Genomic DNA, 15,079 nt, shown 5'->3' on the forward strand with positions numbered 1-15,079 from the left:
CAGATAATTACAAGACTTTTTTCTGAGCGTATAGTTTCACCTGTCTGTCAGGGATACGATATTGGTACATTCTTATTTTTTTCTTTAAGGGCCCCGCCGGTTTTGAGTCTATAATATTTTGCGGAATCTCCGCTTAGTTCATTGTACGTTCCCAAAAGGGACGTACCGTTTATTATAAACTTAATTAAAAAATAATGAAATTAAATATTTTAAGAAGCTCGTTGCTTCTTGTGGCATTATTGTCTTCTGCCTTGGTATGCCGTGCGGAAGAACCGGATTGTCATTCTATCGGTTCAAAAGAAGTTTTAATCAAAGACGGTGATGTGCATTTAATGGGTCATGTCAAAAATAAGATCACAAATGAATATCTGCCGGGTATTAGCATCTCTGTTAAAGGAACTGAAATTGGAACTTATACAGATGCAACAGGGCATTTTATGCTTAAGGGGCTTAAACATGAAAAATATACTGTAATCGCCTATGGAATAGGCTTTAAGAAACAAGAAAGGGAAATAGATGTGACGAACGTAGAGAGTGCGGATGTGGATTTTTCTCTGGACGAGGATGAGGTGCTGCTGGAAAGCATAGTCGTATCTGCAAATAAAAATGTAACAAATCGCAGAGAGGCACCTTCAATCGTAAATGTAATTTCCCCAAAACTTTTTGAGAGGACAGGTGCCGTATGTTTATCCCAGGCACTTAATTTTCAGCCGGGTCTGCGCGTAGAAACAGACTGCCAGAATTGCGGATATCAGCAGGTAAGAATTAATGGGCTGGAAGGTCCATATACGCAGGTTCTTATAGACGGCAGGGCAATATTCAATTCTCTGCAGAGTGTGTACGGTATAGAACAGATACCGGCAAATATGATTGAAAGAGTTGAAGTTATACGCGGCGGTGGCTCTGCCCTTTATGGCTCAAGTGCAATCGGAGGAATTGTAAATATTATAACCAGAACTCCCGATGTAAATTCTGCCGCTGTTGACAATAGCACATCTTTTATCGGGTGTAAGACGCAGGATATCTCAACGTCATTTAATGCGTCGGTTGTTTCCGATGACGATGCGGCCGGTGTTGTTCTATTTGGTTCTGTAAGAAACAGAAATCCTTATGATGCAAACGGAGATGACTTTTCAGAAATCACAAAATTGGATTCCAGAAATGTCGGTTTTAAAACATTCTATAAAACAGGGGCTTATGGCAAGCTCACGACAGAGTACCATAATCTTTATGAATTCAGAAGGGGCGGAAATAAATTTAATTTACCGCCGCATGATGCCGACATTGCGGAACAGGCTCAGCACAGAATTAATACCGGCGAGATCAAGTATGACATATTTTCCAAGAATGGAAAATATCACGCGGAAATATATCTGTCGGGACAAATAGTCGGCAGGAATAATTATGCCGGGGCGCAAAGGGATACAAATGCATACGGAAAAACTACAGATAAAACGTTAGTTACGGGAGCTCAGTGCTCCCATGACATGCAACATTTTTTGTTCATGCCGGCCCAGTTGACCGCGGGTGTGGAGTATACGGATGATAAACTGCACGACGAAATTTTGGGATATGACCGCATTATAAATCAGAGTGTCAATACAGAGAGTGCTTTCCTTCAGAACGAGTGGAAAAATGATAAGTGGAGTATTCTGGCCGGAGCAAGGGTGGACAAAAACAGTCAGATAGACAATCCCGTACTTAGCCCGAGGTTTAGCTTGCGCTATAATCCGAATGAGGTTTTAAGTTTTCGCGCCGGCTATTCGTCTGGATTCCGTGCTCCTCAGATCTATGACGAGGATCTGCACGGTTCTGCCATAGGGGGAGAGACCTCATTTGTGCAGAATGCGAATAATCTCAAGACAGAGAGATCACACAGTATCAGTTGTTCCGCAGATTTTAGCAAGAAGCTGGGCAATATGTCCGTGGAAATATTGGCAGAGGTTTTTTACACAAAACTCAATAATGTTTTTTATCTGCAGGATATTGGAAAAGACGCCGACGGAAATTTAATTTTGGAGCGGCGCAACGGATCCGGTGCGAGTGTAGCGGGTGTAAATTTTGAGGGAAAGTTTGTTCCCCTGTCTTCCCTGCAATTCCAAATGGGTTTTACAACCCAGAGGAGCCGGTATAAAAAAGCCGAGACGTGAAGTGATGACCCGTCGCTGAAACCTCAAAAAAAGATGTTCCGGTCTCCGGACAACTACGGTTATTTGACGGCTTATTATCAGCTTTTTAAAAGTATGGAAATTTCTATGTCGGGAACGTATACGGGAAGTATGCTGGTACAACACTATGCCGGTTATGTTGCTAAAGATTGTGAAAAAAGAACACAGGATTTTTTTGACTGCGGATTTAAAATTTCTTATGAATTCAGACTTAAAAATCTTGCAAGGATAAAGTTCAGCGCAGGGCTAAAAAACATATTTGATAGTTATCAGAGTGATTTTGACAAGGGCGAATTCAGGGATGCCGGCTACATTTATGGTCCGCAACTTCCTAGAACCGTGATGTTTGGAGTGAAATTTCAAATATAGTTTAATTGATTTATTAAGCATTGCAACAAAATGATTAAATTTACGTCATACATAAAAGGAAAATAATCAATTACTTTATGAAAAAATGTTTTTTTGTTCTTGTTATATGTGTTTTGTCCTCTGCAGCAATGTTTGGACAGACGAAGGCAAGATGGCTGCGCTATCCTGCCATATCTCCTGACGGACAGAGTATTCTGTTTGGGTACATGGGAAATATTTATAAGGTGAATGTCAGCGGAGGCGTTGCAGCGCCGGTTACAACGGGAAGTGATTATAACTCTCATCCTGTTTGGTCTCACGACGGAAAAACGATAGCTTTTGCTAGTGACAAGTCCGGAAATTTTGATGTTTATACAATGTCTGCAAATGGTGGAGTTCCAATGCGTTTGACTTACAATAGCGCGGCGGATTATCCGCAGGATTTCACTGCTGATAACAAATTTGTTTTGTTTAACAGTCCCAGAAATGCTCCTGCAAAAAGCGTAAGATTTCCCAGTTCCAGATTGTTCTATAATATTTACACTGTTCCGGTTGGAGGAGGAAGGCCGATATTGGTTTCTGCTGCCGGAATGGATGTTGCGCACTATAATTATGCCGGAACAAAAATAGTTTTCCAGGACAGAAAAGGTTATGAAGATGATTATAGAAAGCACCATGTTTCTCCTGTAACAAGAGATATCTGGATATATAATATTCCCGACAATCAATATACTAAGGTGACAAATTTTAAGGGAGAGGATTTGGCTCCTGTTTTTGCATCGGATGATAATTCCATTTATTATACTAGCGAACAAGATGGAACTCTTAACGTTTATAAGAGAAATGTGTCTTCCGGAACTGAGATGCAAATGACTCATTTTAAGGGATTCCCTGTAAGGGACTTGAGCATCTCCGCAAACGGCACTCTTGCTTTTGTGTGGAAGGGAGATATTTATACAATGCGTGACGGCTCTCAGCCTCAGAAGGTTGCGGTTGCGGTTGCGGATGATGCCGGTTATCAGGCATCTGTCGTGTTACCTCTTAACGGGGTTACTGAATTTGAGGTAAGCCCTAACGGAAAGGAAGTTGCATTTATCAACAGAGGTGAGCTTTTTGTCTCCGGAGTAAAAGATGCCCGCACAAAAAGAATTACCAATACTCCTTGGCAGGAGAGAATGATTTGCTGGTCTCACAATGGAAAGTATCTTTTCTTCTCCGCTGAAAGAGAGGGTAAATGGGGCATTTATAAAGTTTCATTAAAGGATACTACTGAAAAATATTTCTATGCCTCGACATTGCTTAATGAAGAGCCTGTTGTTGTAAACGATAATGATAATTTTCAGCCGCTATGTTCTCCCGATAATAAGAAACTGGCTTATGTATGTGAGCGTAACGTGCTTAAAGTCATGGATTTGGCAAGCGGAAAAACTGTAACTGTTTTGCCAGAGGGACATAACCATTCTTATGCGGACGGAGACTGGGGTTTCAAATGGAGCCCGGACAGCAAGTGGCTGCTGGTAGATGATTCCAAAGACAGAATGGCTTCTCGCAATACTGCTCTTGTTAAAGCTGACGGGACAGGTGAAATTAAATATCCGGTCAACAGCGGTTTTGGAGAATTTAATGCAGATTGGGCTCTAAAAGGTGAAATGATGGTTTATCTTTCAACCCGTGCAGGCAATAAATCTTTGGCGGGTTCCGGTGCGGATGAACCTGATGTTTACGGAATATTCTTTGACCAGAAGGCTTATGACAGATATATGTTGAGCAAGGAGGATTATGAATTGCTGCAGGAGAAAGAGAAAGCAGAAAAAGCTGATAAGGCGGGAAAGAAAGATGGAGACAAGGCTGTCGGGAGTAAAAAAGATAAGAAAGCTAAAAAAGACGTGAAAGCCGCAAGCTCTGATTCTACTAAGGTTGAGGATATTAAATTTGACTGGAATAATATAGAAGAGAGGAAGGTAAGGCTTACAAGCAGTGCAAGTTCATTGGAAGGTTATGCGTTTAACAAGGATGCAAGCAAAATTTATTACTTGGCTAATGCGCAGAAGGGAAGTGAATTGTGGGTGACTGACCCAAGAGAAAAAGAGACAAAGGTTCTTGCAAAACTTTCAGGCGGCGCAGGCGGACTTGGGATTAGCGATGATGATGCCACTTTGTTTACCATAAGCGGAGGAAGTTTGATGTCCGTTGATGCAAAGAGCGGAGAGATTAAGCCTATTGCATTAGATGCAAAGATGGAGTTGAACAAAGCGGGTGAGAGAGCATATATTTATGACCATGCATGGGCTCAGGTTGTGAAGAAATTCTATGATCCTAAAATTCACGGAATTGATTGGAAAATGTATCACGACGAGTACGCAAAGTTCTTGCCTTATATTAATAACAACTATGATTTTCAGGCACTTTTGAGCGAATTGCTGGGAGAACTTAATGCCTCTCATACAGGAGGAAGATATTATGCTTCTGCCCCTTCAAATGCAGATCGCACGGCTTCTCTGGGATTCTTATGTTGATGAGACTTATACAGGTCCGGGCATTAAGGTGAGCGCAATTATTCCTGGCGGAATTTCTGACAGGGCGGAGAATAAGGTTAAGGCGGGTGATGTTATAACTGCAATTAACGGAGTTGAAATTAAGGCGGACGAAAACTGGAATAAGTATCTTCTGAATGTTGCTGATGTAAACAGCTTGCTTAAAGTTAAATCCGGCAGCGGAGAATTTGAGCAGAGAATACGTCCCGTAAGTGTGGGCAAAGAGAATTATCTTCTGTACAAGAGGTGGATAAAAACTATGGAGCACATGGTGGATTCTTTGAGCAACGGCAAGGTCGGTTATGTTCACGTTGAGGGAATGGATGATGCAAGCTTCAGAGAAGTTTATGAAAACGCTCTTGGTAAGAATATTGATAAACAGGCTCTTATAGTTGATACTAGATTCAACGGCGGCGGCTGGCTTCATGATGATTTGAATACATTCCTGAGCGGTCACCTTTACATGAAATATGCTCCGCAGGGTAATGTTCTTAAGGACGGCGAACCTATCGGACGCTGGATTAAGCCGAGCATTGTTTTGATGAGCGAGAGCAACTATAGCGATGCATTTATGTTTCCATTTATATATCAGCAGAATAAGACGGGCAAGCTGGTTGGAATGCCGGTAGCCGGAACAGGTACTGCAGTTTGGTGGGAGACACAAATTGACCCTACGATAGTATTTGGAATTCCTATGATTGGTTCTATGGGTACAGACGGTAAAATCACGGAGAATAAACAGGTTAATCCGGATATCCAAGTGGAGCTTCCTTACAAAGACTTCCTTAACGGCAAAGATCCGCAACTGGAAGCTGCCGTAAAAGAAATGCTTAAATAGATTTAAAATTTTAAATATCTGACGCCGTCTTTAATTAAAGACGGCGTCATTGTTTTAAAGACAACGTCTTTCTTTTAAGTGTAACTTTACGCCTTTATGAAAGGTAATAAAAAGATAGCGGCGGGTTCTGCATTAGCGTTTATTGTGCTGATGGGTATTGTGAGTTGTTTTTCTGATATGACTCATGAGGGAGCATCCAGCATTACCGGAGCATTTCTTGCTTTGGCGGGGGCCAATGCGGTTGCAATTGGTTTCATATCAGGACTTGGGGAGTTTGTCGGATATTCACTAAGGTTGCTGACCGGTTATATAACGGATAAGACAAAGCATTATTGGACAATAACAATCATCGGATATATTATTGATATGCTGGCAATTCCCATGCTTGCGCTTGTGCCGCACGGCGGATGGATTCTTGCGTGCGGAATCATGATTGCGGAACGTGCGGGGAAGGCAATTAAAAAACCGGCAAAGGATACGCTTGTCTCTTTTGCGGCAGTAAAGGAGGGAACCGGAAAGAGTTTTGCAATTCAGGAATTTCTTGACCAGATAGGGGCATTTGTAGGGCCGGTTATTTTGTTCATAGTCATGTTGTTGAGGGGACATGCAGGGGCTGCGGACTGCACGTCTGTGCAGGCCGCCGGTAATGCGGCTTCTGCAACTCATTCGGTTATAAACAGTTCCGCATATTTGTTCTCATCGTATAAAGTTTGTTTTGCAGTTTTAGGAATCCCCGCAATTATCACAATTGTGTTGTTGCTGTTTGCAAAACGCAAATTTCCGAACCCGGAAAAATTTGAACCTGATACAAAAAAATCTGTCGGGAAAATAAAACTGAGCCGCGGCTTTATATTTTATATTGTTGCAATGTCCTTATCTGCAATGGGTTTTGTGGATTTCAATCTTATTACAATGCATACGGCAAAGAACGGATTGGTCAGCGGAGAAATATTGCCGCTACTCTATGCCCTTGCCATGATGATAGATGCGTTTGCCGCTCTTTTCTTTGGATGGCTTTATGACAAGAGAGGTTTTAAAACTTTAATAGTCTCGACAGTTATTGCCGCCCCGTTTGCAATTCTGGCTTTTACAGCAACATCTCAGGCCGCCTTGATTTGCGGAGTGATTTTGTGGGGAATAGGAATGGGAGCACAAGAGTCTGTTGTTAAGAGTGCCGTGGCGGATATGGTGCCTAAAGAGAGACGTTCCACGGGGTTTGGAATTTTCCAGGCATCATACGGATTGTTCTGGTTTTTAGGCAGTTGGCTTATGGGTTGGCTATACGATTGGAATATGACTGCAATGATAATATTTTCCGTAGTCTCCCAACTTGCGGCTATTCCGTTCTTGTGGATGAGCTCGCGTCCACGGTATTACAACTCCTGATTTCCATCCGTTTTTTTAGCAACTCAACGGTTTCCCGGTCCGTGAGCACGCGCGCAAGCCTGATTCCAAAATCTATGGAAAGTCCTGCCCCTATGCCGGTTATTAGATTTCCGTCCTGTTCTATAGGCCGGCCCGTATAGATATAATCTCCCATTTTATCTATTACGGAGGAGTGACATGTAATATGTGATCCCGCAGCTATTTTATTTTTTGCCAATACCGCCGGAGCCCCGCAAATTGCCGCAACCCATTTACCCTCTTTATAGTATTTTTTTATTATTCTCCCGACAGTGTCAGAATTCATAAGATTGGCGTATCCGGGATATCCGCCCGGAAGAACTATCATGTCACCGTCCGATAAAAGATCACTGCAGCAGTTGTTGCCTTCCGTGTCCGTGGAACGGATTGAATTGCCGGCTTTCTCTGCAGCTATATCATCCAGTGTCGTATCGGCCTTCATTTGTATATTGTGGGAGCATGTTACCTTAATGCTGCCCGATATCGAGACGGTTGTAACGTCAACCTTACAGCGACGCAGTATATCTATCGGCGCCGTAGCTTCTATGGTTTCAAAACCGTCGGCCAAAAGAACGTATACTTTTTTCATACTTTGATTTTAAGATTTTTATTTGCGCTGCTATTTCACAAGATAATATCCGGTTGAAATAGGCACGGACAAATTTATTAACAAAAAGGTTGAAAACAATAAATCCCGATATCGATAAAGGAAATTATTTATGAACAATAGTTCAAAATAATATTATAAATTTGCAACTCAAATACAACAATAAAACAAGTTTATGTCCCGTCCAAAACAGTGCAGAAAAATAGTTTCTCCCCCGTTGATGCTTGGTTTTAAGCCTTTTGGCATAGTAAGACTGACGAGCGACAGGGTCATTTTGCGTTATGATGAATATGAGTCGGTCAGATTGCTGGATTACGAGGGGCTGAGGCAGGAAGATGCCGCCGAAAAAATGAACGTTTCCCGTCCCACTCTTACCCGCATATACGGAAACGCACGTAAGACAATTGCGAAGGCGTTCGTTGAAGGGAAAATGATAATGATAGATGGCGGAAATGTGGATTTCGGGCGTATATGGTATCGTTGCAGAAAATGCAGCAAATTGATCAACGGCATGGGGAATCATACGCCTTGCAGAAATTGCAAGAGTTACGGCAATGAAGAATTGATCCCCATTAATTCACATGACGGGGAATGATCGGGTTTACAGTATTGTCGGATAACAGAAAGCTATGCAATGACTTCCAAACGGAGCACGGGCTTAGCATATATGTTGAAACGGATGGGCATAAAATATTGCTGGACACGGGAGCCTCCTGTAATTTTATAAAAAATGCCGCTCTGCTAAACATAGATCTCGGAGAGGTGGATTACGTGTTTATTTCCCACGGGCACTCGGACCATATAGGCGGATTGCCATATTTTCTGGAATTGAATAAAAAAGCCAAAATCATAATGTCATCCGCCGTACCACGTCAATCCTATTACTCCGGGCGGGACGGACTGCACAACATAAGCGCGCAGATAGATTTCAATGCCTGTCGCGACAGAATTATTTTTGTAGAAAAAGATATTTCAATCTCTGATCAAATACGGATATGTTCCAATCGGTCGTCAAGATATGCGGCTCCTGCGGGCAACAATAATCTTTTCCTGAAACAGAAGAACGGGAATCTTATACCGGATAATTTTAATCATGAATTGATCTGCGTCCTTGGCAGGAAGGCTCTTTTTGTTTACACGGGATGCGCACATAAAGGTTTGCAAAATATATTGGAAACGGTAAAAATCAATACGTTAATCCCCGTAGGATGGGTGGCAGGAGGCTTCCATTTACTGCAGTCTGCAAAAGGGACTTTTTACGAATCGGATGAGCGGATAACAGCCATGGGTGAAAATTTGCGTTCTGATTATCCCGATACAAAATTTTTTACGGGACACTGTACCGGAGATAAAGCATTTACAATATTATCTAAGATTCTTGGGGACCACATCGTTCAATTTTATTGCGGATATTCGGAAAAAATAAATGATTAATAAATTAAAAACTGATTAAAAATGAATAAGAAAATTGCTATTCCCATGGAGAATGGGGTATTGTGTGCCCACTTCGGGCATTGTGAATATTTTGCCATCGTAACGGTTGAGAATGACATGGTTGTAAAGTCCATGGAAGAAGTACCTCCGGCACATGAGCCGGGCCTATACCCAAAATGGATTGCCTCTTTTGGTGTAACGGATGTCATAGCGGGAGGCATGGGACAGAAGGCCATAGATTTATTTAACGGGCAAAATATCAATGTTTTTGTAGGCTGTCCAATTGAGGCGGCGAATAAGATTGTAGAGGCCTTTTTAGCAGGTACGCTCTCTCTTAACGCAAATTATTGCGATCATGATACCAGGCCTAAACACGATTGTAAATCGGAGCATAATTGCTGAGAGTAATAACATAATTGCTGAGAGTAATAATACAAATGCTGAGAGAATAATATATGGCAAATAAGTATATGGACAGCACATTGCTGGATAGGGCTATAATTTACGCAGTTAAGGCACACGCAAACACAGAACGCAGGGATAAGGGATTTCCCTACATTGTTCATCCTATGGAAGCGATGGCGATAGCGGCTACTATAACCCCTGATCAAGAGGTTCTTTCAGCCGCGGCGCTGCATGATGTTGTTGAAGATACTGATTGTACAATAGAGGAATTGCGCTCTGAGTTTGGAGACAGAATTGCAGATTTGGTGGAATCTGAAAGTGACAAATACGCCGGAAGCGCAAGCGGAAAGGACATCTGGAGAGAGAGCAAACAAGCTGCTATTGACCGCCTTGCAAAGGCCGATATAGATTCAAAAATAGTTGCGCTTGGAGACAAACTCTCTAACATGAGAGCTATTGCTCGTGATTTTGATCAGATCGGAAACAAAATTTGGGAGCGCTTTCATGCCCCTGAACCGCAAGACCACGAGTGGCGTTACAGAGGTCTTGCCGCCTCATTGAGTGAACTATCGGATACTGCAGCTTATAGGGAGTTTGTAGAATTAATTGACAGAGTCTTTACAAAGGCCTTTCATTCATAAGTTCATTACATTCATAAGTTCATTGCATTCATAAGTTCATTGCAATCTTAAATAATTGCGCTGCCATTATAAACATAAGAAGGTGGCGCATATTATTATGCCCACAACTACCAGGTCTATAAGACAATATCCCATTATATCTTTTGCATTAAGCTTTGCAATTGCAAGTGCGGGGATAGCCCAAAACGGCTGAATCAAATTTGTCCATGCATCTCCCCATGCAATTGACATTCCGGTAATTGCAGGATTAACTCCAAGAGAGACTCCGGCAGGAATCATAATTGGTCCCTGTATGGCCCACTGTCCTCCGCCGCTTGGAATAAATATGTTAATCAGTCCTGCGCTAAGAAAACTCAGCAGAGGAAAAGTATGAGTGTTTGCTATTGATATGCAGCCTTTGCTGATTTCTCCGGCAAGTGAAATTCCATCTGCGGATGTAGCCGTCATGATTCCCATAATTCCCGCATAGAAAGGAAATTGCAAAAGTATTCCGGAGCAGGATGTAGACGCATTTGTTATTGCCTCAACGTATTTGATTGGTGTACCATGAAAGATTATTCCCAAAAACAGGAAGACCATTATCGCACTGTTTAAATCAAATGGTTTTCCGTTTATTACCAGTTTCATGAACAAATATGTAAAGCCCAGAAGGGATGTTACTATCACCAATATTTTGCTGGTATTCAGTCTGTCGGCCGGAGTCTTTTCAATTTTGCAGTCATCAATTATGCTCTCCAGATGTTCTTCTTTTTTCTCTTCCAGCAGGGACGGGTCTATTGCAAATACCTGGTCTCCTTTAGGATGCATCAATGTATTAACAACTGTCAGTGCAACTATCACAATAAAAACGGCAATCAAATTATATGTGGCAAAAATTGTATTCCCGATAGGTATTGCATGCTTGATGTAACCCAATGAGACAGATGTTAACGCATCTCCCTCAGTTGCCATGGCAAGAGGAATGGAACCCGAGATGCCGGCGTGCCAAACAACAAAACCGCTGTAAGCACTGGCAATCAATAATCTATAATCAACATTCTTAACCTGCTTTGCAATCTCTTTTGCAAAAATGACTCCTACTATAAGTCCGAATCCCCAGTTAAGCCAGCATGCAACAGATGCTACAACAGTTACGGTTGCAATTGCTGCGGCCGGCGTTTTTAATCCGGAAGCTATTTTTTTTAAACCCTTTTTTATAGCGGGTGCATCAGCAAGCGCTGAACCGCAGACAATTACAAGGGCCATCTGCATTGCAAATTCCAAAAGCGTCCAAACTCCTCCGCCCCAATTTCCAACAACCTCAAGCACTGTTTGATGGGTAACAAACATTGAACATATAAAGGCAACTATCGTGAGGATAATTGCAAAAACAAATGGGTCAGGCAGATAGCGCCTTACAAGTTTTACGGATAAATTAATAACGCCTTTGAACATAATAGAAACGGAGCTTAAAAATTCTTATATAAGATTAAATGTATTTTAAATGAGGGGGGCAAAGTTATTAAAAAAAGAGGTTCTAAATTTGCCGGATTAAAACATTGATGAAAATATTAAGACATTTTTAGGAGTGTCCGGATAATCAATGTATTACAACTGTGGTTGTTAATAATATGTCAAAATGTCACAATTTCAGCATGGCACAATAATCGTTATTCAGGTAGGCGTGAACGTGACAAAACGCGGAATCAAACAGAATAAGAAAAAATATAAAAAATTAGGAGATAAATATTATGGGTAAAATTATTGGAATTGACTTAGGTACTACTAACAGCTGCGTCTCCGTAATGGAGGGCAATGAGCCTACGGTAATCATTAACAGTGAGGGTAAGAGAACTACCCCGTCCGTAGTTGCGTTTACGGCAAACGGAGAGATGAAGATTGGTGATCCTGCTAAGAGACAGGCAATTACCAACCCGGTTAACACCGTCTACTCTATTAAGAGATTTATGGGTGAAACTTGGGATAGAGTGCAAACAGAAATTAAGAGAGTTCCTTACAAGGTTGTAAAGGGAGATAATAATATTCCGCGTATTGATATTAACGGAAGACTTTATTCTGCACAAGAGATCTCTGCAATGATTCTTCAGAAAATGAAGAAGACGGCAGAAGATCATATCGGTCAGCCTGTTACAGAGGCGGTTATTACGGTACCCGCTTATTTTACTGATTCTCAGAGACAGGCAACCAAAGAGGCGGGAGAGATTGCAGGTCTTAATGTAAGAAGAATTATCAATGAGCCTACGGCGGCTGCACTTGCTTATGGTCTGGATAAGAAGGAGAAAGAGGCAAAAGTTGCAGTATTTGACTTAGGCGGAGGTACTTTTGATATCTCAATTCTAGAGCTCGGCGACGGTGTATTTGAAGTTAAGTCTACAAATGGTGATACTCACCTTGGAGGTGATGATTTTGACCGTGTTATAATTGAATGGCTGATTGAAGAATTCAAGCAGGAGAACGGCGGAGTTGATTTAGGCAAGGACCCTATGGCTCTTCAGAGATTGAAAGAGGCTGCGGAAAAAGCTAAGATTGAGTTATCCAGCCAGACTTCTACTGAAATTAATCTGCCATATATTATGCCGGTTGACGGAGTTCCAAAACACCTTGTAAGAACACTGTCGAGAGCTAAATTTGAAGCACTGGAAGATCCTTATTTCCAGAGATGTATAGAGCCATGCCGCAAAGCGTTGGCAGACGCTCACTTGAACACGTCTGATATTAACGAGGTACTTTTGGTTGGCGGCAGCAGCCGTATTCCTAAAGTTCAGCAGATGGTTAAAGAGTTCTTTGGCAAGGAGCCTAACAAGAGCTTGAATCCTGATGAGGTTGTTGCAATTGGAGCTTCAATACAGGGAGGCGTTCTTGCAGGTGATGTGAAAGATGTTGTACTGTTGGATGTTACACCTCTTTCATTGGGTATTGAAACATTTGGCGGAGTATTCACAAAACTTATTGATGCCAATACAACCATACCTACAAAGAAATCAGAGGTGTTCTCCACAGCATCTGATAATCAGCCAAGTGTAGAGATTCACGTTCTGCAGGGCGAGCGTCCTATGGCGAGCGGAAACAAGTCTATTGGACGTTTCCATCTGGATGGAATTACACCGGCTCCTAGAGGTGTGCCTCAGATTGAAGTTACATTTGATATTGATGCAAACGGTATCCTTAATGTATCTGCAAAAGATAAGGGCACAGGCAAAGAGCAGCAAATTAGAATTGAGGCTTCCAGCGGTTTGAGCGAGGCTGAGATTAAGAGGATGCGTGATGAGGCTAAAGCCAACGAGCAGAAAGATAAAGAGGAGAGAGAAAAAATAGACAAGCTTAACGCTGCTGATGCTCAGGTATTTACAAGTGAGAAGAATTTGAAGGATTATGGAGATAAGATTCCTGCAGATAAGAAGAGCGCTATTGAGCAGGCAACTGCAAAATTGAAAGAAGCTCACAAAGCGGGTAATATTGCAGAGTTGCAAAAACTTGAGGATGACTTGAATAACGCATGGCATGCTGCAAGTGAGGATATGGCTAAGGCGGCAGGTGCGGCAAACGGCGGAGCACAGGGCGGTCCTAATCCTGGAGCAGGATTTGGCGGCGGAGCAAATGCAGGCGGCGGATTCAGCGGCGGTGCAACAGGCACAGGCTCAACAGGTTCCACTGGCAGCAACAACGGCGGCTCCAAAGACGGAGAGGTAAAGGATGTTGACTTTGAGGAAGTAAAATAAGCTGAAGCAGATTTGCAAAGTGGAAGAAGAAAAGAGTGAAGGTAGGAAAGGTGAAGTAATCAAGTTGATATGTATTAAAAGAAGAGATGTTCGCAAGGGCATCTCTTTTTTGTTTACAAGGCTAGTTCAATGTTTGTATCTTTGCACATGATGTACAGACATATAAACACAGAGGAATATTCTGATATTCAGAGCAGAATCCTTTTTGAGGATAACCACTTTATTATTTTTAACAAGCGGGCAGGGGAGATTGTGCAGGGAGATAAGACGGGGGACGAGTGTCTGTCGGAGACACTAAAAGCTTTTGTGGCTCAGAGAGATAGCAAGCCCGGTGCTGTGTATATGGGTGTGCCGCACAGGTTGGACAGGCCGGTGAGCGGCGCGGTAATTTTTGCAAAAACTTCAAAGGGGCTGGAGCGTATTAATGATATGCTCCGCAAAGGCTTGGTACACAAGACTTATTGGGCGCTTGTTTGTGCGCGTCCGCAGAAGGATGAGGCGGAACTTGTTAATTATCTGACTCGTAACGAGAAGCAAAACAAGAGTTACGTGTTGCCTGAGAGTCAGGTTGCAAAATTGCACCTTTTATCAAAGCCTTCAGAGACTGCAACTGCGGGTAAAAACGCCGGCAGCATAGATTTCCATGGTGCAACATACAAAGAAGCGCGGCTGAAATATAAATTAATTAAGGTCACCGATAGATATTTTCTTCTTGAGGTTCAGCTGCTTACGGGGCGTCATCATCAGATACGCGCCCAGCTCAGTGCAATTGGTTGTCCAATAAAAGGAGACCTTAAATACGGCTCTCCGCGTTCCAATAAAGATGGCAGTATCTCACTGCATGCAAGACAAATAACATTTACACATCCGGTCACTCACGCTGAGGTTTCTGTCATCGCTCCCGTCGATTGGATTCAGCTGAAATAAAAAATTCACTCGGGTAATCGATGAGAAAACATCATTGATCAACACATCATTGGT

General features: G+C 42.3%; 11 protein-coding genes and 1 pseudogene. 10 read left to right on the forward strand and 2 right to left on the reverse strand.

Annotation, left to right across the window (positions count from 1 at the left end):
• Positions 1-332 precede the first annotated feature (332 nt).
• From LKM37_06295 to LKM37_06310, 4 genes and pseudogenes are all read left to right on the forward strand, one after another.
• Positions 333-2,537, forward strand: a pseudogene (locus tag LKM37_06295) (TonB-dependent receptor).
• A gap of 77 nt (positions 2,538-2,614) precedes the next feature.
• Positions 2,615-5,032, forward strand: a complete 2,418-nt coding sequence (locus LKM37_06300; GenBank protein ID MCI1720607.1) for a peptidase S41 — start codon at positions 2,615-2,617, stop codon at positions 5,030-5,032.
• Positions 4,995-5,888: a S41 family peptidase gene (locus tag LKM37_06305; GenBank protein MCI1720608.1), complete on the forward strand. Its 894-nt coding sequence runs from the start codon at positions 4,995-4,997 to the stop codon at positions 5,886-5,888. The genes LKM37_06300 and LKM37_06305 overlap by 38 nt, the downstream gene beginning before the upstream one ends.
• Before the next feature lie 96 nt (positions 5,889-5,984).
• Positions 5,985-7,274, forward strand: a complete 1,290-nt coding sequence (locus tag LKM37_06310; GenBank protein ID MCI1720609.1) for an MFS transporter — start codon at positions 5,985-5,987, stop codon at positions 7,272-7,274.
• Here LKM37_06310 and LKM37_06315 read toward each other — a convergent pair.
• Positions 7,225-7,881 (reverse strand): DJ-1/PfpI family protein, encoded by a 657-nt coding sequence (locus tag LKM37_06315; protein MCI1720610.1) that lies wholly within the window; start codon positions 7,879-7,881, stop codon positions 7,225-7,227. The two genes, LKM37_06310 and LKM37_06315, sit on opposite strands and share 50 nt — an antisense overlap.
• 193 nt (positions 7,882-8,074) lie before the next feature.
• Between LKM37_06315 and LKM37_06320 the strand changes: the two genes are divergently transcribed.
• From LKM37_06320 to LKM37_06335, 4 genes are read left to right on the forward strand one after another with little or no spacing between them, the layout of a single operon-like run.
• Entirely contained in the window at positions 8,075-8,494 is a 420-nt protein-coding gene (locus tag LKM37_06320) for a DUF134 domain-containing protein (protein ID MCI1720611.1), read from the forward strand.
• Positions 8,491-9,333: an MBL fold metallo-hydrolase gene (locus LKM37_06325; GenBank protein ID MCI1720612.1), complete on the forward strand. Its 843-nt coding sequence runs from the start codon at positions 8,491-8,493 to the stop codon at positions 9,331-9,333. The genes LKM37_06320 and LKM37_06325 overlap by 4 nt, the downstream gene beginning before the upstream one ends.
• Before the next feature lie 21 nt (positions 9,334-9,354).
• The gene (locus LKM37_06330) at positions 9,355-9,735 is read left to right on the forward strand and encodes an ATPase (protein ID MCI1720613.1); all 381 of its coding nucleotides are present in this window, start codon (positions 9,355-9,357) and stop codon (positions 9,733-9,735) included.
• Positions 9,736-9,788: 53 nt separating this feature from the next.
• Positions 9,789-10,379 (forward strand): HD domain-containing protein, encoded by a 591-nt coding sequence (locus tag LKM37_06335; protein ID MCI1720614.1) that lies wholly within the window; start codon positions 9,789-9,791, stop codon positions 10,377-10,379.
• Between the two features lie 66 nt (positions 10,380-10,445).
• Here the strand turns inward: LKM37_06335 and LKM37_06340 are convergent, their stop codons facing one another.
• Positions 10,446-11,813 carry a short-chain fatty acid transporter gene (locus tag LKM37_06340; GenBank protein ID MCI1720615.1) on the reverse strand — a complete coding sequence of 456 codons (1,368 nt, stop codon included), beginning with the start codon at positions 11,811-11,813 and terminating at the stop codon, positions 10,446-10,448.
• Positions 11,814-12,109: 296 nt separating this feature from the next.
• Between LKM37_06340 and dnaK the strand changes: the two genes are divergently transcribed.
• The gene (dnaK, locus tag LKM37_06345; protein MCI1720616.1) at positions 12,110-14,098 is read left to right on the forward strand and encodes a molecular chaperone DnaK; all 1,989 of its coding nucleotides are present in this window, start codon (positions 12,110-12,112) and stop codon (positions 14,096-14,098) included.
• Positions 14,099-14,248: 150 nt separating this feature from the next.
• Positions 14,249-15,025 carry an RNA pseudouridine synthase gene (locus LKM37_06350; protein ID MCI1720617.1) on the forward strand — a complete coding sequence of 259 codons (777 nt, stop codon included), beginning with the start codon at positions 14,249-14,251 and terminating at the stop codon, positions 15,023-15,025.
• Positions 15,026-15,079 lie beyond the last annotated feature (54 nt).

The sequence above is a fragment of the Bacteroidales bacterium genome, assembly GCA_022647615.1.
GTDB lineage: Bacteria > Bacteroidota > Bacteroidia > Bacteroidales > UBA932 > Egerieousia.